The 22,639-nt window shown below is 72.3% G+C and carries 12 protein-coding genes; 6 read left to right on the plus strand and 6 right to left on the minus strand.

Annotated elements, in window-relative coordinates; genetic code table 11:
* The first annotated feature begins 4 nt into the window (after positions 1–4).
* Both LR269_RS04950 and LR269_RS04955 read left to right on the plus strand, forming a co-directional pair.
* Complete coding sequence (locus LR269_RS04950; RefSeq protein WP_231429658.1) at positions 5–1,183, plus strand: alcohol dehydrogenase catalytic domain-containing protein; 1,179 nt, start codon at positions 5–7, stop codon at positions 1,181–1,183.
* Positions 1,184–1,236: 53 nt separating this feature from the next.
* On the plus strand, positions 1,237–1,779 hold the full coding sequence (locus LR269_RS04955; RefSeq protein ID WP_231429659.1) for a hypothetical protein: 543 nt from the start codon (positions 1,237–1,239) through the stop codon (positions 1,777–1,779).
* A 47-nt stretch (positions 1,780–1,826) separates the two neighbouring features.
* Here the strand turns inward: LR269_RS04955 and LR269_RS04960 are convergent, their stop codons facing one another.
* Complete coding sequence (locus tag LR269_RS04960) at positions 1,827–2,417, minus strand: dihydrofolate reductase family protein (RefSeq protein WP_231429660.1); 591 nt, start codon at positions 2,415–2,417, stop codon at positions 1,827–1,829.
* A gap of 298 nt (positions 2,418–2,715) precedes the next feature.
* On the opposite strand from LR269_RS04960, the gene erm reads away from it, so the two are divergent.
* Positions 2,716–3,498: a 23S ribosomal RNA methyltransferase Erm gene (gene erm, locus LR269_RS04965; protein ID WP_231429661.1), complete on the plus strand. Its 783-nt coding sequence runs from the start codon at positions 2,716–2,718 to the stop codon at positions 3,496–3,498.
* An 18-nt stretch (positions 3,499–3,516) separates the two neighbouring features.
* Here the strand turns inward: erm and LR269_RS04970 are convergent, their stop codons facing one another.
* The 4 genes from LR269_RS04970 to LR269_RS04985 form a co-directional block, all read right to left on the minus strand.
* Complete coding sequence (locus LR269_RS04970) at positions 3,517–3,885, minus strand: hypothetical protein (RefSeq protein ID WP_231429662.1); 369 nt, start codon at positions 3,883–3,885, stop codon at positions 3,517–3,519.
* Positions 3,872–4,390, minus strand: a complete 519-nt coding sequence (locus LR269_RS04975) for an NUDIX domain-containing protein (RefSeq protein ID WP_231429663.1) — start codon at positions 4,388–4,390, stop codon at positions 3,872–3,874. Before LR269_RS04975 ends, LR269_RS04970 begins: the two co-directional genes overlap by 14 nt.
* 35 nt (positions 4,391–4,425) lie before the next feature.
* Entirely contained in the window at positions 4,426–6,759 is a 2,334-nt protein-coding gene (gene purL, locus LR269_RS04980; protein ID WP_231429664.1) for a phosphoribosylformylglycinamidine synthase subunit PurL, read from the minus strand.
* A 178-nt stretch (positions 6,760–6,937) separates the two neighbouring features.
* Positions 6,938–8,242: an HNH endonuclease signature motif containing protein gene (locus LR269_RS04985; RefSeq protein ID WP_231429665.1), complete on the minus strand. Its 1,305-nt coding sequence runs from the start codon at positions 8,240–8,242 to the stop codon at positions 6,938–6,940.
* Here LR269_RS04985 and LR269_RS04990 point away from each other — a divergent pair.
* On the plus strand, positions 8,242–8,553 hold the full coding sequence (locus LR269_RS04990; RefSeq protein WP_231429666.1) for a hypothetical protein: 312 nt from the start codon (positions 8,242–8,244) through the stop codon (positions 8,551–8,553). The genes LR269_RS04985 and LR269_RS04990 overlap by 1 nt on opposite strands.
* Before the next feature lie 61 nt (positions 8,554–8,614).
* Here the strand turns inward: LR269_RS04990 and LR269_RS04995 are convergent, their stop codons facing one another.
* Positions 8,615–17,818, minus strand: a complete 9,204-nt coding sequence (locus LR269_RS04995) for a SpvB/TcaC N-terminal domain-containing protein (protein WP_231429667.1) — start codon at positions 17,816–17,818, stop codon at positions 8,615–8,617.
* Between the two features lie 182 nt (positions 17,819–18,000).
* On the opposite strand from LR269_RS04995, the gene LR269_RS05000 reads away from it, so the two are divergent.
* On the plus strand, positions 18,001–21,048 hold the full coding sequence (locus LR269_RS05000; RefSeq protein WP_231429668.1) for an AAA family ATPase: 3,048 nt from the start codon (positions 18,001–18,003) through the stop codon (positions 21,046–21,048).
* Between the two features lie 357 nt (positions 21,049–21,405).
* Entirely contained in the window at positions 21,406–22,608 is a 1,203-nt protein-coding gene (locus LR269_RS05005; RefSeq protein WP_231429669.1) for an MFS transporter, read from the plus strand.
* Positions 22,609–22,639: the final 31 nt, after the last annotated feature.

Genomic DNA, 22,639 nt, shown 5'->3' on the forward strand with positions numbered 1-22,639 from the left:
ACGGGTGCACACCGTCGTGCGGGCCGCGGGGCCCGACCTGCTGCTACGACCCGCTCCGGTCGCGATGGTCTGGTACGAACCGGGCCGACCGCACGAGGCGCTCGCGGCCCCCGGCGTACGGCTCTCGCAGGGCGAGGCGCTCGTCGAGGTCGAACTCGCGACCGTCTGCGGCTCCGACGTGCACACGGTGCGCGGCGACCGGCCCGCACCCGCGCCGCTCGTGCTCGGACACGAGCAGGTCGGCCGGGTCGTCGCGGTCGGCGACGGCGCCGTGCGCGCCGACGGCTCGGCGCTCGAGCTCGGCGACCGGGTCGTCTGGTCGGTCGCGGTGAGCTGCGGCGACTGCGACCGCTGCCGGCGCGGACTCGAGCAGAAGTGCCGATCGCTCGCCAAGTACGGGCATGAGAAGGTGCATCGCGGATGGGAGCTCTCGGGCGGCTTCGCGACCCACGTGCAGCTCAGGGCGGGCACCGCCGTCGTGCGGGTGGGCGAGCAGGTGCCGGCACTCGTCGCCGCACCGGCCTCGTGCGCGACCGCGACCGCGGTCGCGGCGCTCGACGCGGCCGCCGAGCGCGTGCCGCTCGCGGGAGCGGCCGTGCTCGTCACGGGCGGCGGCATGATCGGGCTCAGCGTCGCGGCGATCGCACGCGAGGCGGGCGCCGAGGTCGTCGTCTCCGAACCGGATGCCTCGCGGCGGGCGCTCGCGCGACGGCTCGGGGCGATCGCGGTCGACCCGGGAGCCGCCCGCGGCGCGGAGGAGCACCTCGATTCCGTGCTCGAGCGGCTCGCCGCCCGAGGCATCCCCGAGTTGCTCGTCGCGATCGAAGCCTCCGGGGCGCCGCCCGCCGTGCTGGGCGCCATCGGCGCCGTGGGCGTCGGCGGTGTCGTGGTGCTCGTCGGCAGCGTGTCGCCCGGTACCGAGCTGCGGCTCGACCCGGAGCGGCTGGTGCGCGGGCTCGTCACGATCACGGGGGTGCACAACTACACGGGCGCGCAGCTCGAGCGGGCCGTGGCCTTTCTCGAGCGGTCGTGGATGTCGCTGCCGCTCGACGAGCTCGTGGGCATCACCCACGGGCTCGAGGAGCTCGACGTGGCGCTCGCCGAGGCGTCGACGGGGGAGTACGTGCGGGTCGGCGTCGCACCCGGACGTCGCGTCGTGCCCCACCCCGCCGAGCGCGCCTGAGCGGCGGGCGCGGCCGACTACCGTTCGCGGCGCGGGCGCGGCAGCATTGAGCCATGACGGATGCCACGGAGCGGGAGCTCGCCGGCGCCGCGGTCGCACGACTGCGCCGCGACCTCGAGGCCGCGTCGGCCCGGCTCGCCGAGGCGGGGGCGCGGACCGAGGTGCTCGCGGAGCTCGTCGAGCCGCGGCGGGTGCTCGGGGTCGCGCGGGCACCGCGGATGGCGCAGCTCGGCCGCGTGTGGCGGCTCGGAGTGCTGCTCGTCGCGCCCGACGGATCGGCGTACGCCACTGGGCACGTCGTGCGGGCCGAGCTGCCCGCGCGGCGCAGCGTCCTCGCCGACAGTGTCGCCGAGCACCGTGGATGGCAGGCCGCGGCGGTCAAGGGCGGCATCACCCCGGGGGAGACCGTCGACTTCGATGCCGCAGCCGTCGACCTCGACGCGCTCGCGCGCGAGGGGGCGGCCGGGCCGCTGGTGCTGCGGGGCGACACCGCCTTCGTGCGCTGGAACCCGACGCAGCCCGACGCGCTCGCCGACGCCGCGAGCTACCTCGCCGATCGTGTGGAGCTGCTGGCGTCGCCGCCGACGGGTACCTGAGCGATCGGCGGAAGAAATCACGCCGGAGCGAGACCGAAGGGGTGCGCTCAGATCGAACGACGTCGCACCGGAAAGCGCAGGTGCAGCACCCGGTCGCCCTGGATCACCGCATCCGGATCCTCCAACAGCTGCTGCGCGTCGACCGACCCGAAGTACCGCTTGCCTGATCCGAACACGACGGGTGCGACGTCCATTCGCACCTCGTCGACCAGGCCTGCGGCGAGCGCCTGGCCGCCGACGTCGCCGGCGGCGACCTCGACGATGCGGTCACCCGCGAGCCGCTGGGCCTCGGCGACGGCGGCCTCGACGCCGTCGACGAAGTGGAACGGCGCCTCGGCGTCCCAGCCCTCGGGCGCCGGCCGGTGGGTCACGACGACCACGTGTTCGATTCCACTCGGGGGCTGCCCGCCCCAGCCGTCGGTCAGGTCGAAGACGCGGCGGCCGGCGACCGTCGTGCCGACCTGGTCCCAGTACGGCCGGGTGTAGTCGAAGGAGATCTGCGACACCTTCAGCACGCCGCTCTCGTCCAACGGGACGTCGCCGTTGGTCAACCAGTCGAACAGGGGACCCGGCTGGTCGTCGTCGTCCGCGATGAAGCCGTCGACCGAGACCGAGCCGTACATGACCACCTTGCCCATTGGGCGCTCCTCTGCGACGCACCGTGACGAGGTCGTCGGGTTCACGGTAGTCCGCGCCGCCCGCTCCCCGCCAGCCCCGCGTCGTCGGCGCGCTCGGGCATTGGCCGTGGGGCGCGAGCCGCTGCTAGGCTGCTCGACCGTGTCCTGCATGTTCTCCACGATGGTGATTCGGCCCCGCACCGCCTGAGGCGGAGCGTCGACCGATTTCCGAGACCCTTCGCCTCAGCCAGCCAAGTGACCCTGGCCGGCGCACCTTCGTCGTGCCCGGCCGCTCGGATCTCTCGCCAGCGGAGCTGCAGTGCACACCCCTCGATCGTCGTCTCATTCATCACGTCGTTCGTCGGGCGGGACACCGTCTCGTCCGTCGCGCCGTCCATCCGGCGACACCGCGCCGGTCGGCGGCCGGCACGAACTCGGCCAGAACTTCCTCGTCGACCGGCAGGTCGTCGGCCGGATCGTCGCGCTCGTCGCGGCGACTCACGGACCCATCGTCGAACTCGGCGCCGGCGGCGGTGCGCTCACGCACCGGCTCGCAGCGCTCGATCGCCCGCTGACGGCGATCGAGATCGATCCCGCGCGGGCCGAGGCGCTGCGGGTGCGCCTCGGCCGCCGCGCCCGCATCGTCACCGCCGACGCCCTCGACTGGCGCTACCCCGCCGAGCCGCACGTCGTCGTCGGCAACATCCCATTCCACGTCACGACGGCGATGCTGCGGATGCTGCTCGCCCGGCATCGCTGGACCGAGGCCGTGCTGCTGACGCAGTGGGAGGCAGCCCGTCGCCGGTGCGGCGTCGGCGGTACGAGCCAGCTGACCGTGCAGTGGGCGCCGTGGTACGAGTTCGACCTCGACGGGCGAGTGCCGCGCGCGGCGTTCCGGCCGGCGCCCTCGGTCGACGGCGGCCTGTTCACGATCCGCCGGCGCCGGCGGCCGCTCGTGCCGGTCGCCCGCCGGCGTGACTACCAGGCGTGGGTCGCCGACGTCTTCGGCGGCCGGACCCGCGCGCTCGGACGCCGACGGCCGAGGGATCTGGGGCCGGAAGAGTGGGTCGGCATGTGGGCGGGGCCACGTGGTGGACGATGAGCCGCCGAGGTCGGGGTGCTAGGCCCTGGGGGCGTCGGATGGACGATCGGGATCCCCGGCCGCGCCGGAGGCATCCTCATCGTTCGCCGTGGGGCTGCTGCCGGTGCCGGTGCCGGTGCCGGGGTCGCCCGAGTCGCCGCGCTCGCCGCCCTGCTGGCTCTGCTCCTGGATCGTGCGCATCATCGAGTCGCGCAGGCCCTCCTGGCCGGTGTGCAGCTCCTGGTACTTCTCGCCGGCGCCTGCGAACGGGCCGAAGGCCTCGCGCATCCGCTGCCCGCGCGGCGCCTTCACGGCGCGCATGATCACGCCGACGAGGATGATGACCGCGAAGAGCGCGATCGCGCCGCCTGCCACGATGCCCATGAAGGCGAGGTCACTGCCCTGCATTCGAGGCCTCCGTGAAGCCGAAGAGGCTGACCGGCGCGAGCCGTCCGTCGCGCAGCGCCTCGAGCACCTGGCGCTCGTGCGGCACGACGGGCTCGGGCAGCGCGTCGAGCGCGAACCACTCGAGGGCGGCGGCCTTCTGCGCCTCGATGATGCGGGCCTCGCCCGACCACTCGCGCACCTGGAAGAACACGTCGAAGCGCTGCTCGATCGGTCGCCCGGAGCCGTCGGTGCGGTGCATGAGCGTCAGCAGTTCGAGCGCGTCGGGCGCGACCTCGACGCCGAGCTCCTCGAGCGCCTCGCGGGCGGCGCCCGCGGGCAGCGACTCGCCCGCCTCGACGTGGCCGGCCGCGCCGAACGCCCAGTGCTCGTCGTAGTAGCCCGTGCCGCGGCGCAGCTGCAGCAGCACCTCGTCGCCGCGGCGGAGCAGCACGTACGCGGCGGGCACGACCGTGAACCTGCCGTGGGTCGACGCGTACGCGTCGGTGTAGTGCTCGGTCTCGGTCATGGGGTCTCGATTCGCATCGCCGCTCGACGACCGGCTCAGTAGCCGACGACCGGCCCGAACGCGTCGGCGAGCGGGGCGCGGTTGACGCCGCGCAGCTCGTCGATCGACACGGTGAACGCGTCCTGCACCTCGAGCGACTGCGATGCGGCGTCGGTCACGCCGATGCGGCGCACCGGATAGCCGCGACCCTCGCAGAGCCCGCGGAACTTCACGTCGTCCTCCCGGGGGACGGTCACGATGACACGGCCCGCCGACTCGCTGAACAGCGCGGTCGCGAGATCGATGCCGGCGTCGCCCGTGACCTCGCCGAGGAACACGCGGGCGCCGACGCCGAAGCGCGAGACCGCCTCGGCGAGGGCGATCGCGAGGCCGCCGTCGGAGAGGTCGTGCGCCGAGTCGATGAGGCCCTCGATCGTGGCCGCCGAGAGCAGCTCGGCGAGCGCCTTCTCACCGGCGAGGTCGACCGCCGGCGGGCGGCCGCCGAGGTGGCCGTGCACGACGTCGGCCCAGGCCGAACCGTCGAGCTCGGCCGTCGTGTCGCCGAGGAGGTAGATGTTGTGGCCGTCGTCCTGCCAGCCCGACGGGATGCGCCGGGCGACGTCATCGATCACGCCGAGCACGGCGATCACGGGCGTCGGGTGGATCGGCACGTCGCCGGTCTGGTTGTAGAAGCTCACGTTGCCGCCGGTGACGGGGATGCCGAGCTCGAGGCAGGCGTCGCTCAGGCCCTCGACGGTCTCGGAGAACTGCCACATGACCTCGGGGTTCTCGGGCGAGCCGAAGTTCAGGCAGTCGCTCACGCCCATCGGCTTCGCGCCGGTCACGGCGACGTTGCGGTAGGCCTCGGCCAGGGCGAGCTTCGCGCCCTGGCGCGGGTCGAGCTGCGAGTAGCGGCCGTTCGCGTCGGTCGCGACCGAGACGCCGAGGCCCGACTCCTCGTCGACGCGCACCATGCCGGCGTCGTCGGGGTGGCTGAGCGCGGTGTTGCCGAGCACGTACTTGTCGTACTGGTTGGTCACCCACGCGGCATCCGCCTGGTTGGCCGAGCCGACGAGCTTCAGGAACTGCTCGCGGATCTCGTCGGGAGTGGCCGGGCGGTCGAGCTTCGCGGCGGTGTCGGCCTGCAGGGCGTCGATCCACGACGGGTAGGCGACGGGGCGCTCGTAGACGGGGCCGTCGACGGCGACGGTGCGCGGGTCGACGTTCACGATCTCCTGGCCGTGCCACATGATGCTGAGGCGCCCGGTGTCGGTGACCTCGCCGAGCACGCTCGTCTCGACGTCCCACTTCTCGACGACCTTCAGGAAGCCCTCGAGCTTCTCGGGCTTCACGATCGCCATCATGCGCTCCTGGCTCTCGCTCATGAGGATCTCTTCAGGCGTGAGCGTGGGGTCGCGCAGCAGCACGTCGTCGAGCACGATCGCCATGCCGCCGTCGCCGTTGGAGGCGAGCTCGCTCGTCGCGCACGAGATGCCGGCCGCGCCCAGGTCTTGAATACCCTCGACGAGGTCGTTCTGGAACAACTCGAGGCAGCACTCGATGAGCACCTTCTCGGCGAACGGGTCGCCGACCTGCACGGCCGGACGCTTGGTGGGGCCGCCCTCGGCGAAGGTGTCGGAGGCGAGGATCGACGCGCCGCCGATGCCGTCGCCGCCGGTGCGGGCGCCGAAGAGCACGACCTTGTTGCCCGCGCCCTTCGCGTTGGCGAGGTGCAGGTCTTCGTGGCGCAGCACGCCGACCGCGAGTGCGTTGACGAGCGGGTTCGCCTGGTAGGTCGAGTCGAACCAGGTCTCGCCGCCGATGTTCGGCAGGCCGAGGCAGTTGCCGTAGAAGCTGATGCCGCTCACCACGCCGTGCACCACGCGCGCGGTGTCGGGGTGCGAGATGTCGCCGAAGCGCAGCGCGTCCATGACGGCCACCGGGCGGGCGCCCATCGAGATGATGTCGCGCACGATGCCGCCGACGCCGGTCGCGGCGCCCTGGAACGGCTCGATGTAGCTCGGGTGGTTGTGCGACTCGATCTTGAAGGTGACGGCCCAGCCCTCGCCGATGTCGAGCACGCCGGCGTTCTCGCCCATGCCCACCATCAGGTGCTGCTTCATCTCGGGCGTGACCTTCTTGCCGAACTGGCGCAGGTAGATCTTCGACGACTTGTACGAGCAGTGCTCGCTCCACATGACCGAGTACATCGCGAGCTCGGCGCTCGTCGGGCGGCGGCCGAGGATGTTGCGGATGCGCTCGTACTCGTCGGGCTTCAGGCCCAGGGCGGCGTACGGCTGCTCCTTCTCGGGCGTCGCGGTCGCGACCTCGACGGTGTCGAGCACCGGCGTCGAGGGTGCAGCGATGGTGGTGGGGGTTTCGGTGGTCACGAGTGGCGAGCTCCAGAGAACGGCGGCGTGGCGGATGCCGCGGGGCGGATGCCTGACCCCAGCAGTCTACCGGCCGTGCTCAGGTGAGCAGGCCGCTCGCGGGCGGGGGTTCGGACCGTGCGACGTGGCGCGCCCGGGTGGCGCTACGCGCTGCGCCCGGCTGGACCGGGGGAGCGTTTCAGGCGGCGTCGGCGAGCGGTTCGGGCCCGATGCGACCCCGCCCCGGGTCGGGTGGCCGGTTCGCGGGATGCCCCGGGCCGACATCGCCGGGTCGCGGTCGCTGCTCGGGGTCGAGGTGCACGGGCGGCACGAACCAGGTGCGGTGATCGCGGATGACGACGAGCCATCCGTCGTCGTGCACGCGGTGGTGGTGGAACGCGCACAGCATGACGCCGTTGTCGAGGTCGGTCGGGCCGGCGTCGCGCTTCCACCAGGCGATGTGGTGGGCGTCGGCGTGCGATGGCGGGCGGGTGCAGCCGGGCCAGGCGCAGCCGCCGTCGCGCTCGACGAGGGCGATCTTCTGCGCGGCCGAGAACAGGCGGGCGGATCGGCCGAACTCGAGCACCTGGTGGCCGTCGCCGATGAGCATCGGGGCGATGCCGGCCGATGCGGCGAGTTCGTGCAGCGTCGCGATCGACACCGGCTGGTCGATGCCGTCGATCGTCGCGAACCCGTGGCCGGCGGCGAGGTCGGTCGCGTTCACCCGGGCGACGATCGTGACCGCTCGCAGCGCGGGCGGTGCCGACGTCGCGGTGAGCGAGAGCCGCGCGATGTCGGCGAGGGCGTCGGCGTTCAGCTGCTGGATCGTGCGCTCTTCGGCCGTGATCGGGTCGACGCCCTCGCCGCCGCCGCACTCGTCTGCGGCGGCGCCGAACGGACGCTTCGCGTCGCGCGCTCGCCGCAGTTCGGCCTTCACGAGGGTCTCGATCGCGAGCTTGATCGGGGCGCCGGTGGCGGGGTCGAACGCACCCTTGAGGTTGATCATGCCCGCGGCGTCCTCCCAGACGGAGAGGCCTCGACGGGCTCGCAACTCGTCTTCTCGGGGCTTCACGCCGTCGGGGTCGAGGTGCGCCTCGAGCTGCTTGACCAGCCGCGCGAGGCCGTCGACGCCGACCGCGGGGGCCCGATCGACGAGGAATCGCTCGGCGTCGTCGAGCTCGGCCCGGTCGGCGCGCGGACCGACCCCGTCGAGGAACCGGCGGATCACCTCGGCCGCGGCCACCGCGAGCACGCCGGCGTGGAGCGCGGCGGCCACGTGCGGGTGCCGAGGCGGCAGTGCCTCACCCGTGAACGACGCACGCTCACCGGTCGCCCGGCCGACCGCGACGAGGCGTGTGGCATCGGCGTATCGGCCGCCGGTCGCCTGGGCGATCAGCCGCGACCCACTCGATGAGACGGCCGGGTGCGGGGTGCTGCGCCGGGGTGGCAGGGTCGAGACCGACCTGCCAGAGTGAGGGCACGAAACGCGGCAGAGGAGGCGCAATGGGCGACGGCGACGATCGGATGCCTCGGGCGACGATGTGGTGGGGCATCGCCCTGCTGTTCGGCGGAGGAGCGCTCATCGTGCTCGCCCCCACGATCGTGAACGTGCTCGTGACGCCGAACACCGAGTCGTTCGCGGCGGTCTACGAGCTCATCGTCACGATCGTCTCGGTCCTCCAGGCGACGATCCCCCCGCTCGGCGCCTCGCTCATCGCGGCCGCACTCGTCATGCGCCACCTCGACCGACGGCTCGGCCGAGGCACGCGCGACGAGCGCCCGAAGCGCTGGTACTTCCCTCCCTCGGCGGAGTGACGATCCGCGCGGCGCCGGCCGGAGGCATCCCACCCGGCCGACGCCTCGCCGCGGCCCGTGCTCAGCTGCCCGTCGTCTTCGGCGGTGTCGGCAGCGGCTTCTTCGCCTGACCGCTCGACTTCGCCTTCGTCGGCGTCGCAGGCAGCGGCTTCGTCGTCGGCGCGACCGTCGCCTGGGCGCCGCCGCCGGCGCCGCCGGCGGTCGCCGTCGACGTCGACGGCTGGCTGCTGTTCACCGACGGCGTGCCGCCCGCCGTCGCGTTGCCGGCTCCGCCGCCCGGCGCGTTCGCCGTCGCCGCGGTCTTGTCGCCGCCGAACTTCGCCCGCTTGCCGTACGGGGCGCCGAGCTTCACGGTGCCCTCGTCGAGGTCGATGTCGATCAGCGGGTTCGGCTCGGCGATCTCGGCCGTGTCCTGCCACTTCTTCGCGGCATCCCGGTCCATGCCCACGCCGAGCCGCACGAACGCCTTCGGCAGATGGTTCGCCTTGCCGGCGTCCATCGCCTGACCGACCGCCCCGAGCGCTGCGAAGCCCGACATCTTGCCCGCGGCGTCGCTCTTGTCCCACGCCGCCCTGACGACGTCGTTGGCCTTCGCGATCGTGAAGAGCGCGCCGCTCGGGTCGTTGTACCTGATGGCGTTCGAGCCCGCGTACGCGTACGAGGCCTGCAGCTCAGGAGAGCCGATGAGGCTGAACGGGTCGCTGAGCGCCGGATCGACGGTCAGGAACAGCTCGCGCCGCGCGTCGTACCAGCGCTCGCCGAAGTCCATCAGGCTGCGCCGCTCGTCGGTGTACGCGCCCGCGTACTGGTACGGCGTGCGGTACACCGTCGAGTGCTCGTCGATCCACACCTCGCCGGTCGGGAAGTACTCCTGGTGCTGGAACGTCTGGCCCGTCGCGTCGGTGACGACGTTGGTGCTGCCCTGCAGGTCCTTGTGCAGGAAGTAGCGCTGACCCTCGGCGGCGTACGGATCGTCGCCCGGGTCGCGCTGCTGCGCGATCAGCTCGTCGTCGACCCAGACCTGCTTCGTGAGCTCGTTGCCGTTGCGCACCGTGACCCACGGGTTGATGAACGCCGTCTCGCCGTTCGGACCGCGCTCGATGACCCTGCGGCCCTCGTCGTCGTAGGCGTACTCGGTCGTCTCGCCGTACTCGTCGACGAGCACCATGTGGCCGGCCCAGTCCCAGCTGATCTCCCGTGCGATCTTCGCCTTCTTGCCGGTGCCGTTGACGATCTGCGTGAGCTCGCCGTCGGCGTCGTAGTGGAACGTGTCCTGCCCCTGCGTGCTCACCTGGTGCGGGCCGTCGGCCGCGAACGTGCGGTTGAACGAGTACGAGGTGCCGGACTGCACCTTGCTGCCGAGCTTGTCGACCTGCGCCTTCTTCACGACGTTGCCGGCGTCGTCGAAGTCGAGGTCGAACGTGTAGCTGCGGGTGTTCTTCCACACCTTCGCCGAACCCGAGGCGTCGACGAGCCGGTCGTACGGGTCGTAGCCGTACGTCATCGACACGGGGCTGCCGAACAGGTTCGTCACGGTCGACGGCACGTCGTTCGAGTACTTCGTCGGGTTGCCCACCTTGTCGTACTGGTACGTCTGGTCCTGCACCTCGGCGTAGTGCGCCGGGTTGCCCTTGAGCGGCCGGTCCGCCGAGACGGTGCGCACGTTGTCCATCCACCTCGTCAGCTCGTCGTAGCTCCAGGTCGTCGTCGCGCCGTTGCCGTAGTCGATCGCGGCGGGCACGAGGAACTCGTCGTAGCGCCGGTCGTTCACGTAGTCGTAGTGCCACGTGGTCGGCTCGTCGGTGTACGTCGGGTTGCCGTCGGCGTCGAGCACGGGGTTGCCGTCGGCGTCGAGCACGGGCACCTTCACGAGCCCGGGTTCGTCGCCCACGACCGACCTGGTGAGCCCGCCCGCGTCGTAGTCGTAGGTCAGCACCTCCCCGTCGGGATAGGTCATCGTCTCGACGCGGCTGAGCCCGTCGTACTCCCACTCGGTGGTCCACTGGAACCGCGGGTCGCCGGGCACCCAGTTGTGCAGCTTGATCTCGCTGAGCTGGCTCGTCGTGTTGCCGAGCGGGTCGTAGCCCAGCGTGACCACGCGAGCGGCGTCGTCGATCTGCACGATCCGGCCGGCGCCGTTGTCGGGCGCGCCCGCCTCGCCGTACGTGTACGTCACGTCGGGGGTGTCCTCGGGATAGTCGATCTTCACGAGGTTCTGCAGCTCGTAGTGGTAGGTCGTCTCGACGTCCTCCTCGCGGAGCGTTCCCGAGACCTCCTTGATGACCTTGCCCTCGGCGTCGTACCACGTCTCCACGAGGCCGCCGTCGGGGGTGTCGGTGCTGGTCTTGTTGCCGACCCCGTCGTAGGTGTGGGTGGTCTCGTTGCCGGCGACGTCGACGACCCGCAGCAGCTGGCCGAGGGGGTCGTACCCGTAGCGCGCGGTCTTCGGGGCCAGCAGGTCGGTCGGGTCGGGGGTCGCCGGGTTCAGCGGCTGGTCGTCCATCTGCAGCTCGTTGCCGCGGATGTCGGTGAACGTCGTCGTCACCCGGCCGCGCGGGTCGGTGCTGACGGCTCGCATCACGGATGCCTCGTGACCGGCGACCTCGGCGTCGCCGAAGCCGTACGTCGTCGTCGTGGTCCGCGCCCCCGGCTCGGTCTGCAGCGTCTCCTGATCGAGCAGGTTGACCTCGCGGACCGTCTTCGTCGCGACATCCGAGGTCGCCGTCTCGTAGGTCGTCTGCGCGACCGTGTCGAACGTCGGCCGGTAGGTCTCGACCTCGTGGCCGAAGACGTCGTAGACGACGGCGCCGCTGACGACGCGCCCGTCGGCCGGGACGCCCTGTGCGTCGACGACCCGCGCATCGCGCTTCTGCTGCGTGATGCGGCCGGTGCCGTCGGCGAACTGGACCGTCTCGATCGGGTCGTCGTTGAACCGGTCGGCGTGCCGCGCGATCGCGTAGCCGTATGCGGGTGCGTTCGGGTGGTACTCGAACGTCACGGCGTCGGCCTGCAGCGGGTTGCTGATCGAGGCGGGCCGACCGAGGCCGTCGTAGGTGTACGACGTCGTGTTGCCGTTCGCGTCGGTGCGACTCGCGACCGCCCCCGACGCCCAGTCGAAGGTCGCGGTCGAGGTCATGCCGGTGCGCAGCGGCACCGGATCGGTGTCGGCCTCGTAGTCGAGGAAGACGTCGACCTCGTCCTGGCTGTCGAAGTCGTACTCCGTCACCTCCGCGATGTTCGCGTGGCCCACGTTCGTGTCGTAGACGTACTCGACCGCGTAGCGCACGCCGCCCTCGCCCTCGGGATAGACGATGCGGTTGTAGCTGCCCCACGAGTCGTACTGCAGCTCGGTGACGGCGGTCTCGGTGTCGCTGATGCGCTCCTCGAGGTGGGTCACCGACTGGTTGTCGCAGACCGCGTCGCGCCCGTCGCGCTGCCGCATCACGTTGCCGTCCGAGTCGAAGACGGTGATGACCGCCGGCACGCTCACCCACGTGGGGCACACGTCGGGCGAGAAGATCGGCGAGGCCTGCTCGTCGCTCGGCATCGGGTAGTACGGGGTGTCGCCGAAGCAGCCGAGGCCGGCCGAGTAGTCGCCCCCGTCGTCGAGTTCGACCTCGGAGGACGAGATGCGGCAGTCGGCGTAGTCGGTGACGGTCAGCACGTCGTCGGCATCGGTCTCGAGCTCGCCCTCGTCGAACTGCTCGAGCACGTTGCCGAGGCCGTCGTAGGTGAAGCTCACGCTCGTCTCGTTGCCGACCGTCGTGCCGTCGGCGGCGAAGTAGCGCTCCTCGCTGTCGACGACGAGCGGCGCGTACGACCACGTGAGCGACTCGGTTCCGGTCAGGGTCGGGATGGCCGTGTCGATGTCGACGAGGTCGGCCTCGGCGAGCGGGTCGAAGCCGTCGGCGACGCCCTGCACGTCGCGGATGCCCCAGTCGAGCGTCGCGGCGCGCAGCTTCTTGCCGCTCTGCGCGTCGCTCACGACCATCGAGGTCTGCAGCCCGGTGACGAACACGTCGTCGTTGAGGTACTCCGTCTCGGTGGTGCGCTTGGCGACGCCCTGCTCGTCGAGCTCCTGCTCGGTGACCTTGCCGAATCCGAGCGGCTGGCGGAACAGCCGGTCGAAGCGCAGGTCGTCGTACGCGAACGTCGACACCGAGACATCCGCACCGTCGCCGGGCCGGCCGTCGTCGACCGCGACGCGGCTGAGCGCCCACGTCGAGCCGGGGTGCGCGACCGTGTTGCCGTACCGCTCGTAGTCGAGGCTGACCGTGCCGCCGAGCGGGTTCGTGTACGACGAGAGCAGGTTGGTGCGCCCGGTCGTGTTGCGCTGCACGGCCACCTGGTGGTCGTCGGTCGACGCGAGCGAGTCGACGAAGCCGTCGCCGTCGATGTCCTCGAGCGTGACCTCGGAGAAGCTCACCGAGTTCTGGTACGAGGCGCCGGGGTTGATGACGAGGTAGCACGCGACGAGGCACAGCGGGCCGGCGTACACGGTGAAGTCGACGCCGCCGCCCATGCCCTGCGAACGGTCGTACGACACCTGCGGCGACGCGCCGAGGTCGGCGACGCCGACACCGGCGGCGCGGGCGAAGTCGCCGAAGTCGACCGCGGGCGCGAGGCCCGACCCCGTGCCGAACTCGACCGTCGGCTGCTCACCGGCGGACGGCTTGTGCAGGCGGTCGGGGATGCCGTCGCCGTTCACGTCGAGCCACGCGAAGCGGGCCATGTCGTAGTTCCAGTTGAACGAGACGCCGCCCGAGAACTCGCCCCACGGCGTCGCGAAACCGGCGGACGCGTGGGCGCCGATCGACTCCTGGGTGTTGAAGCCCCCGGTCGCGAGCGGCAGCACCGCGTCGGCGAACGAGTAGCCGAGGTTGTAGCGCACGAACACGCCGCTCGGGTTCGTGTAGACGACGTCGGGCAGGCCGTCGCCGTTGACGTCGGCGAGCTCCTGCGACATCTGCGCCGTGTCGCCGCCGCCGGTCGGGATGTCGGAGAGCGCATCGGGCGGGCCGTAGTCGGCCGAGAGCGGGCCGCCGGAGGGGCCCGACTCGTTCGGGTTCGTGAACGACACGTCGAACCCGCCGCCGACGCTCACGCCGAAGCCTGCGCCGAGGCCCGGATCGCTGTCGGAGGCCTTGCTGCCCTTCGACGCCGCATTGCCCTGCGTCGTGTTCGTCTTGCCCTTGTTGTTGGCCGAGATGTCGACGAGGCCCGCGTCGAGGCCGCCCGATGCGTTCACCGTGAAGTCCTGGTTGACGAGCCCCTTCCTCGGGGTGGGATCCGCGACGGTCTTCTGGAAGATGCCGCGCTGGCTCGTGTACTGCACGTTGCCGGGCGTGATGACGTCGGGGTAGCCGTCGCCGTTGAGGTCCTCGTAGTCGACGAGGCTCCAGCTCGGGCCGATGCCGACCGACCCGCCGAGCGGGCCGAAGCCGAAGCCGAGCGAGAGGCTCGGACCGGTGACCGAGATGCGCGTCACACCGCTCTTCGAGGCCCCGTCGTCGACGCCCAGCGAGACCGTGTCGCTCGACAGGCGCGAGGAGCGCATGCGCTCGGCCGACGCGGCGAGGTTGTCGCGGGTGCCGCGCCACTGCGGGGCGTCGAGCGGCGATGCCCCCTCACCGAGCGAGTCGGGATCGAGCAGCGGCAGGTACGCGTAGGCGGGGTCGATGTCGGGCTCCGCCTCGCACTCGGTCACCGGGCCCGTGCACAGGTCGTCGAAGCCGTCGGCGGGCTCCGCGGACTGCGCGGCGGCCTCGTCGATCACGAACGCGTCCTCGTCGACGGGTTGGGTCGCCTTGCCGGCGCTCGCCGTGTAGCCGGCGACGCCCCACCCGCGGTAGGCGAGGGGGAAGATGCCCTGCCGGCCGGTCCACGTCATCACGACGGGCGGTGTCACCTCCTCGGGGACGGCCTCGTCGGTGCGCAGCGTCACCGCGAACCCGTCGGCCGACAGCGCGTCGGCGAGCGCGGGCTCGCGCACGCTGACCTCGAACCAGTACTCCTCGCCGTCGACGAGCCCGAACGACTGGTCGGGCGGCGTCGCCGTCGGGTCCGTGAGATCCACCGAGGTCTGGTCGACCGAGGCGCCGAGCGTGACCTGCTTCTTCCAGACGAGGCCGTCGCGGCTCTTGATGCTGAGCACGACGTCGCGGTTCGGCAGCTCGTCGGCGATCGGCGAGAGCACGGCGTGCTCGATCTTCAGCTCGCCGTAGTCCTCGGTGTCGTCGGCCGTCCACGGCGCGAGCACCTCGGCGGTCGACCGGTTCGGGTACTGCTCGATCTCGGGCGCGAGGTCGACGCGCTTCGTGTCGGTGAGCACGCCGTCGATCTCCTGCTGCACCTCGATCGGGTCGCCGTTCTCGTCGGTCGCCGCGGTGTAGTGGATCGACGGGTTCCACGAGATGGCGGTGAGGTCGATCGACGAGTCGACCCCGAGGTGCGCGTGCACCGTGTCGGTCTCGGGCTCGGAGGCGGCGTCGGCGGGGTCGGCGGCCACCGGACCCGACACCGGCGTGTCCGCCGTGAACGCGATCGTGCCCACGAAGTCGCCGGGGATCATGCCGTCGGTGATCGTGACGTCTGCCGAGCCGTCGTCGGGCGTGCCGACCGCGTCGGGGATGGCGACCGGCAGCACCGTCGTGGGATCGGCGTCCGTGCGGTCGACCACGAGCCGCACGTCGTCGCTCGTCGCCTTCGACTTCACGACGGTCGCCGTGAAGCGCACGGTGCCGTCGTACGGCATGACGACGCGCGTGTTCGGGCGCCCGGCGAGCGTGAAGTCGTCGGCGATCGAGTAGACGGTCTGCGACAGTCCGTTGACGTCGAGCGGCACCTCGACGGTGTCGTCGGGCACCGGGTCGACCGAGCCCTCGTCGACGACCGCGTCGCCGCCGATCGCCGTGTAGGTCACCGTCGGTGCCCACGCGACCTCGTCATGAGCGCCGTCGTCGATCGAGCCGACCCGGAAGTAGACGCGGTCGCCCGCCTGCACCTCGAGCGGGGTGGCCGCGTCGAACGCGACCGATTCGTCTCCGGGGGTGGCGGGATCGTCGGCGACGAGCGTCTCGACGACCTCGCTCGCCTCGTTCAGCTGGATCGCGACGCGAACGCCGTCGTCGCTCGCGGCCGCCTCGGGGGAGTCGAGGTCCGCTGCGCCGGTGATCGAGACGGTGCCGTCGAAGGGGGCGACCCAGCGCCGGACCGTGTCGATCGGCGGCGAGGCGGACTGCAGTCGCTGCTGCAGCGCGTCGAGCTCGGTGCTGTCGACCTGCGGCGTCTGCCCGCCGGTCGCGAGCGGCACCGGCGTGCCCGTGCTGCCGGCCTCGAAGGACGGGACCCCGTTCTTCAGCCGGTTGAAGTAGACCGATCCCTCGTGCACCAGGTCGGGCAGCCCGTCGGCGTTGACGTCGGTGAAGTACACGTCGCCCCAGGCGACCGCGCCACCGACGCCGAACGAGGCGGTGACGACGATGTGCGCCTCGACCGCGACCTGCAGCTGGAACTCGTGGTCGCGCGAGAGCCCCTTGCCGGTGAGCGTCGTGAGCGGCACCGGCGCGCTGAACTCGGGTTCGCCGTCGGGTCCGCCGAGGTTCAGCCGGTACCAGACCTCGTGCTTGTCGCCGTTCGCGTCCGTCTTGCCGGCGTTCTTGAACACCTTGTCGGGAAGTCCGTCGCCGTTGAGGTCGATGAACTCCTCGAGGCCGTCGGTCTGGCCGCCGCCGACCTGGATCGATGCCCCGAAGGAGCCGACCTTCTGCGGGATGGCCGGGTTGAACCCGATGTAGGCGTGGCCCTCGGCCGAGTTCGACTCGGAGCCCCCGAGCGCGCCGGCCGTGACGTTCTCGTCGAGGAACAGGCGGTCGCCGAGGTCGTCGTTCGCGCCCGTCTCGCCCGTGTTCCACGTCGGATCGGCCGCGAACCCGGCGTAGCCGGCCTGCGAGTACCCGACGTCGTTGAAGTACTGGAAGGTGTGCGTGACGGCGGCGGGGGTGCCCGCGCCCTGCGTCACCGTCGACAGCAGGGTCTTGCCGAACGGCCCGGTCTTGTAGCCGAGGTCGTAGCGCGTGGCGAGCTGGTCGTAGTCCCGACCGCCGTCGACCTGGAGGTCGCCGTACCAGACCTCGACGCTCGCGAGCCGCTCGGCGAGCAGGTCGAGGTAGCGGCCGGTGCCGTCGAGCGTCGAGTCGGGGCGCAGCGGGTACTTCGCGTTCGTCTCCGACGCGGGGTCGACGAGTTCGGTCTGCCGGATGAAGCGGATCTCGTACGGCGGCTGCTCGTGGTAGCCCTCGACCGGATGGTTCTCGTCGGAGGCCTCGGCGGCCTCGGTGTAGAAGATGCTGCGCAGGAACGTGTGGCGAGCGCACAACGTGTCGGCGTCGTCGTCGCACGAGGCATCCGCGACCCAGCCGCCGTCGACCGAGGCGTCGTAGCGGTACCGCAGCGTGTCGTACGCGTACCGGAACATGTTGACGCCGACGTCGCGCTGCGCCGAGAGCAGCCACTTGACGATGTTGCCGTCGTCGTCCTTCACGATGGAGTCGGGGTCGAGCGCCCCCGTGTTCGGGCCGGGCTCGACGAACCCGCGGGTCACGCCGAGCGGTCCGCCCATCGGCCCGCCGGCGTCGGGCTTGGCGCCGTACCAGCGGATGCCGCCCATCTTGTCGCGGACCTCCCACCAGTAGTTCTTCGGGCTGTCGCCGTGGCGGATGATCTGCTCGTACTCGGTCTCGACCTGGCGCGTGAAGTCCTGCCGGTCGGCGATGCGGTCCTCCCACGCGTCGCCGAGGGCGTTCGGCACGAGCATCGCACCGTCGAGCGAGTACGACTCCGACTCCTTGTCGGCGTCGAAGTACGGCACGCCGTAGCTCGTGTCGACCTCGACCGTCCCGACGCCGAGGTCCCAGCCGATGCCGGCCCAGCTCGACTCCGTGGCGGAGGCGTAGTCGAGCGAGAGCTCGGGCGTCATGCCGCGTCCCTGCGGGACGATGAGCGGGTACGACAGCTGGGCGCTGCCGTCGCTGGATGCCTCGGGCGCATCGATGAGCGCGAGGCCCTCCGCCGGATCGGCGTACTGCAGGCCGTCGAACGACCCGTCGCCGAGGTCGTCGGGCGTGAGCAGCGACTCGCGTGCGAGGGTCTCGCCGGGGTCGGCGGCGCCGCCGAACCCGCCCGTCGCCGCGAATGCCCCGGTCGCCAGCAATCCGAGTACTGCGACGACCGCCGCCGTCTTCACCGCCGTGCGCTTTGCAGACATCGTCGTCCTCCGTCGGCCGATCCCGTCCCGCGCGCGGAGTGCGCGGGTCGAAGCCCAGTCGACCCCAGAACTGGTGCCGTGTCATGAAGAAAGCCTTCAAGTAGCCTTCAACCGGGGGGACGGCGTCGTCGACGCGTGCGGCGACGCCGATGGGATTCCGAGTGGATGAACAAGGGTGTCGCATGACCGGGCGATCGGGTGGTTCGGCCGCCTTCGTCGCGCCCGACGCGTACTTCTTCGACGGTCATCGCTTCGAGCCCGCCACCGGGACGCTCGTGCTCGACGGCGGCAGGGCGCGCACCGCCCGCCTCGCGGGCGGGGAGCTGCACCTCCGTCCGAAGACGGCGGCGGTGCTCACCGCCCTGCTCGAGCGCGCCGGCGGACTCGTCACGAAGGCGGAGCTCATCGACGAGGTGTGGGACGGCGCCACGGGCGACGAGTCGATCGCCGTCTGCGTCGCCGAGCTCCGGAGACTGCTCGGGGAGCGCGCCGACGACCCGCACTACGTGGCGACCGTGCACCGGCGCGGGTACCGGTTCGGGGCGCCGGTGACGACCGCGCCGCGGCGCGAGGGGCGCGGCGGGCCGGGGCCGGTCGGACGGGAGCCGGAACTGGGCGAGCTCGCCGCGTGGCGGTCGGCCGCGACCGCGGGCGACCGGGTCGTCGGCTTCGTGGCGGGCGAGGCGGGTGCGGGCAAGACGACGCTCGTCCGCGAGTTCGTCGCGAGGCTCCTCCCGGAGCGACAGGTGCTCGGCGAGGGGCGCTGCGCGACGCCGTCGTCGGAGGCGTCCGGGCCGGCGCTGCCGTTCCAGCCGTTCCTCGACGCCATCTCGGCGATCTGCCGCGGACCGGGCGGCGCGAGCTTCCGCGAGATCCTGTGGCGGACCGCCCCGACCTGGCTGCTGCAGCTGCCGGAGCTCATCGAGCCGGCCGCCGTCGAACGCCTGCGCCGTCGCGCCGTGGACCGGTCGATCGGCCGCATGATGCGCGAGGCGGCGGCGGCGTTCGACGCGATGTCGGCCGTCGCCCCCGTCGTCATCGTCATCGAAGACCTGCACGCCGGCGACGACGCGACCGTCGAGCTCGTCGCCCACCTCGCCGACCGGGCGTCCCGTGCGCGACTGCTCCTGATCGCCACCTATCGGGGTGAGGAGGTGCCGGGAGGCGGCGAACTGGCCGACGTCGTCGGCCGCCTCGTGGCACTCAGGCGTGCCGAGCACCTCGAGCTCGGACCGCTCGACGCCTCGGCCGTGGCGAGCCTGCTGGCCCGGTCGGAGCGCCGGCGTCCGCCCGGGCCCGAGGTCGTCGCGGCGGTGCTCGACCGCTCCGAGGGGAATGCGATGTTCGTGTCGGCACTCGTCGCCCGGCTCGTCGAGACCGACGGCGTCGATGCGAGCGGAGGCTCGCCGATGACGACGGCCCAGCTCGCCACGGCCGAGGTGCCGGTCGCGGTCGAACGCCTCATCGCCGATCGCCTCGATCGCCTGCCCGCCGGGGATCGCCGCGTGCTGCTGGCGGCCGCGGCCGTGGGCGTGGAGTGCTCGGTCACCGAGGCCGCGGCCGCGCTCGCCGTGCTCGCCGACGGCGAGGGCGCGGATGACGACGGGGGCGACGCGGCCGGCGTGGCCGGCGAAACCGACGTCGGCCGCGCGCTGGCACGGACCGCCGCGAACACCGGGGTCATCGTCGAGACCGAGCCGATCGTCTGGCCCGACGGATCGGTCGACGCGTGCTACCGGTTCGCCCATCGCCTCGCCCGTGACGTACTCGACGCCCGGCTGGGCGCGGCGGCGCGCATCGCGGTGCACCGGGCGATCGCGGAGCGGCTGACGGCGCGCGCGACGCCGGGATCGCTGGCCGGCACCGCGGCCGAGCACTACGAGCTCGGCCGCCAGCCCGACCGGGCCGCCGAGCAGTACGCGCGCGCCGCCGAAGCGGCGCATCGTGCACTCGACACGCGCCGCGCCCGCGAGTACGCCGGCCGAGGCATCCGACTCGCCGCGGGTGCCGGTGCCGGCGTACCGGCCGCCGTCAGGCTACGGCTGCACCTGCAGCTCATCGCCGCGCTGCTCGGCGAGCACGGGCCGTCGGCCGAGGACCTGGGGGATTCGCTCGCCGAGGTCGAGGTGCTCTGCGGGTCGGCCGACGATCCGATGCTCGTCGCCCGCGCCCGGCACGTGTTGTGGAGCCTCGCGTTCATGCGCGGCGACCTGGTGGCGGCCGGCGCCCTGTTCGTCGACTTCGAGGTCGCCGTCGCCGACGTCGACGACGCGGTGCTCGCGACGCAGCTCGCCGATGCGCGGGCACTCACGTTGCTCGCCGAAGGGTCGCCGGCGCTCGCGCTCGCCGTCGTCTCGCGGCCCGAAGCGGCGGGCGCAGGGTTCCCCGGTGGCTCCGACCGCCCGGAGGCGGTCGTCGTCGATCGGTCCACGGCCGCGCTCGCGAGCTGGCTGGTCGGCCGAGCCGACGACGCCAGGGCGCTGGCCCTCGACGGGTTGCGCGTCGCCCGGGAGTCGGGCGCACCAGGAATCGTTTGCCGGAGCCTCTGGCCCGTCATCGCGGTGCACCAGTTGCGCGGCGAGCGAGCCCGGGTGCGCCAGTACGCGGCCCAGCTCGCCGCGGTGGCCGAGCTCGACGAGCATTCGCGATGGCGCTCGGTCGCCGCGCTCTTCGACGGGTGGGCGCGCCCTCCGGGCCCGGGCGCGCGGTCGGGCGCGCGCGAGACGGCGCATCCCGCCGAACACCTGATGGCCGGCGGCATGGGATTCGGGCGGCCGTACCATCTCGCGGTCGCGGCCGAGACCGCGGCGCTCGCGGGCGACCACGAGCGCGCCGACGCCACGATCGACGAGGCGCTCAGCGCGGTCGCCTCGACCGGGGATCGCTGGTACCACGCGGAACTGCTGCGCGCCCGCGCCGAGATCCTGGTCGCGTCCGCTCGGGGCCACCCGGAGCGGGGCGTCGTGGCCGAGATCGACGAACTGCTCGAGGAGGCGGTCGCGGTCGCTCGCGCCCAGGGCGCTTCGGCGATCGAGGTGCGAGCGCTCACGGGTCTCGTGCGGCGCGGCGATCGGACGACCGACGGCGCCGTCCATGCGGGGGAACGGCTCGCACAACTGCTCGACGAGCTCGGTGAGGGCATCGCCCGCGTCGACCGCGCCGCTGCCGTCTCGGCACTGCGCGCGTCGGGTGCGGCGCGCCACGTCGGTTCCCCGGCCCTCCGCAACTGACCCGCGCGACGAGCGCCGCCACGTCAGGCGGCGAGCGCCGCCACGCAAGGTGGTCTCGGTCGTCGGTTCCCGACGGCCGCTCGAACGCTGCCGCGCACCCGCCACGTAAGATGGTCCTGGTCGTCGGTTCCCGACGGCCGCTCGAACGCTGCCGCGCACCCGCCACGCAAGGTGGTCTCGGTCGTCGGTTCCCGACGGCCGCTCGAACGCTGCCGCGCACCCGCCACGTAAGATGGTCTCGGTCGTCGGTTCCCGACGGCCCTGGGCGCGCCCATCAGCGCGCAGTCGACCCGCCGCCGGCATTCGCGGAGCCCCGCCCGCCGCCCTCGGGACGCCATCCGCTTCAGGACTCCTCCAATGACGTCGTCAACCCCCGTCAGCCGTACCCCCGCGCCGCCGTTCCCGTGGCTCGGGCTCATCGTGCTCGCCGCGGCCGTGTTCCTCTCGGTCACGATCGAGATGCTCCCGACCGGTCTCCTGCCCGACATGAGCAGCGGCCTGCAGGTCGGCGAGCCGCTCATCGGCGTACTGGTCACGGTGTTCGCCGCGACCGTCGTCGTGCTCACCGTGCCGCTCGCCGCGCTCACGAGGCGCGTGCCCCGCCGCACGCTCATCGTGCTCACGCTCGGCGTGCTGGCGCTCAGCTGCCTGCTCACCGCGGTCGCGCCGAACTACCCGACGGTCGTCGCGACCCGCGTGCTCGGCGGTGCCGCGCACGGCCTGTTCTGGTCGGTCGTCGGCGCCTACGCCGGCCATCTCGTGCCCAAGGAGCAACTGGCCCGCGCGGTGTCGATCAGCGTCGCCGGCGGTTCGGCGGCGTTCGTGCTCGGCGTGCCGCTCGGCACCGCACTCGGCCAGGCCTTCGGCTGGCGGCTCGCGTTCGCGTGCGTCGGTGTGCTCACCCTCGTCGGCGCCCTGCTCGTGCAGCGGTTCCTGCCGCCGGTGCGGCATCATGCTGGCGAGGCGGATGCCGCGCCCGTGCGCATCCGCAAGGACCCGACGTTCGTGCCCGTCATCGTGGTGTGCCTCATCACGGCGGTCGCGATGGTCGGCATGTACACGTTCTACACGTACATCGCGCCCTACATGACCGACGTCATGGGGCTGCCGTCGAGCGCGATCAGCCCCATGCTCCTGGCGTACGGCATCGCGGGCGCGGTCGGCCTCGTGCTCGCGGGCGCGGTGCTCGGGCGTCGCCCGACGCTCGGTCTCGTGGTCGCCATGGTCGCGACGGGGCTCGGTGCGGCGGGGCTCGCGGCGTTCCCCGACGTGCCCGGGGTCGGCATCGCGAGCTTCCTGCTGTGGGGCACGGCGTTCGGCGCCCTGCCGACGATGCTGAACACGCGACTGCTGCACTCGGCGTCGGCCAAGATCCGCGACGCCGCGGCCTCGTTCTACACGACGGCGTTCAACACCGGCATCGGCGGCGGTGCGCTGCTCGGCGCCGCCCTGTTCGGCGTGATCGGCCTCGCGGCGCTGCCGTGGGTCTTCGTCGCCCTGCTCTCGTGCTCGACGATCGCGCTCATCTGGACGGCGCTCGTCAATCGCGTCCACCGCTGAGCAGCTTCCGGTCGTCGAGGAGCGGTGGCGG

Origin of the sequence: Agromyces sp. S2-1-8, from assembly GCF_021129215.1 — a bacterium.
GTDB lineage: Bacteria > Actinomycetota > Actinomycetes > Actinomycetales > Microbacteriaceae > Agromyces > Agromyces chromiiresistens.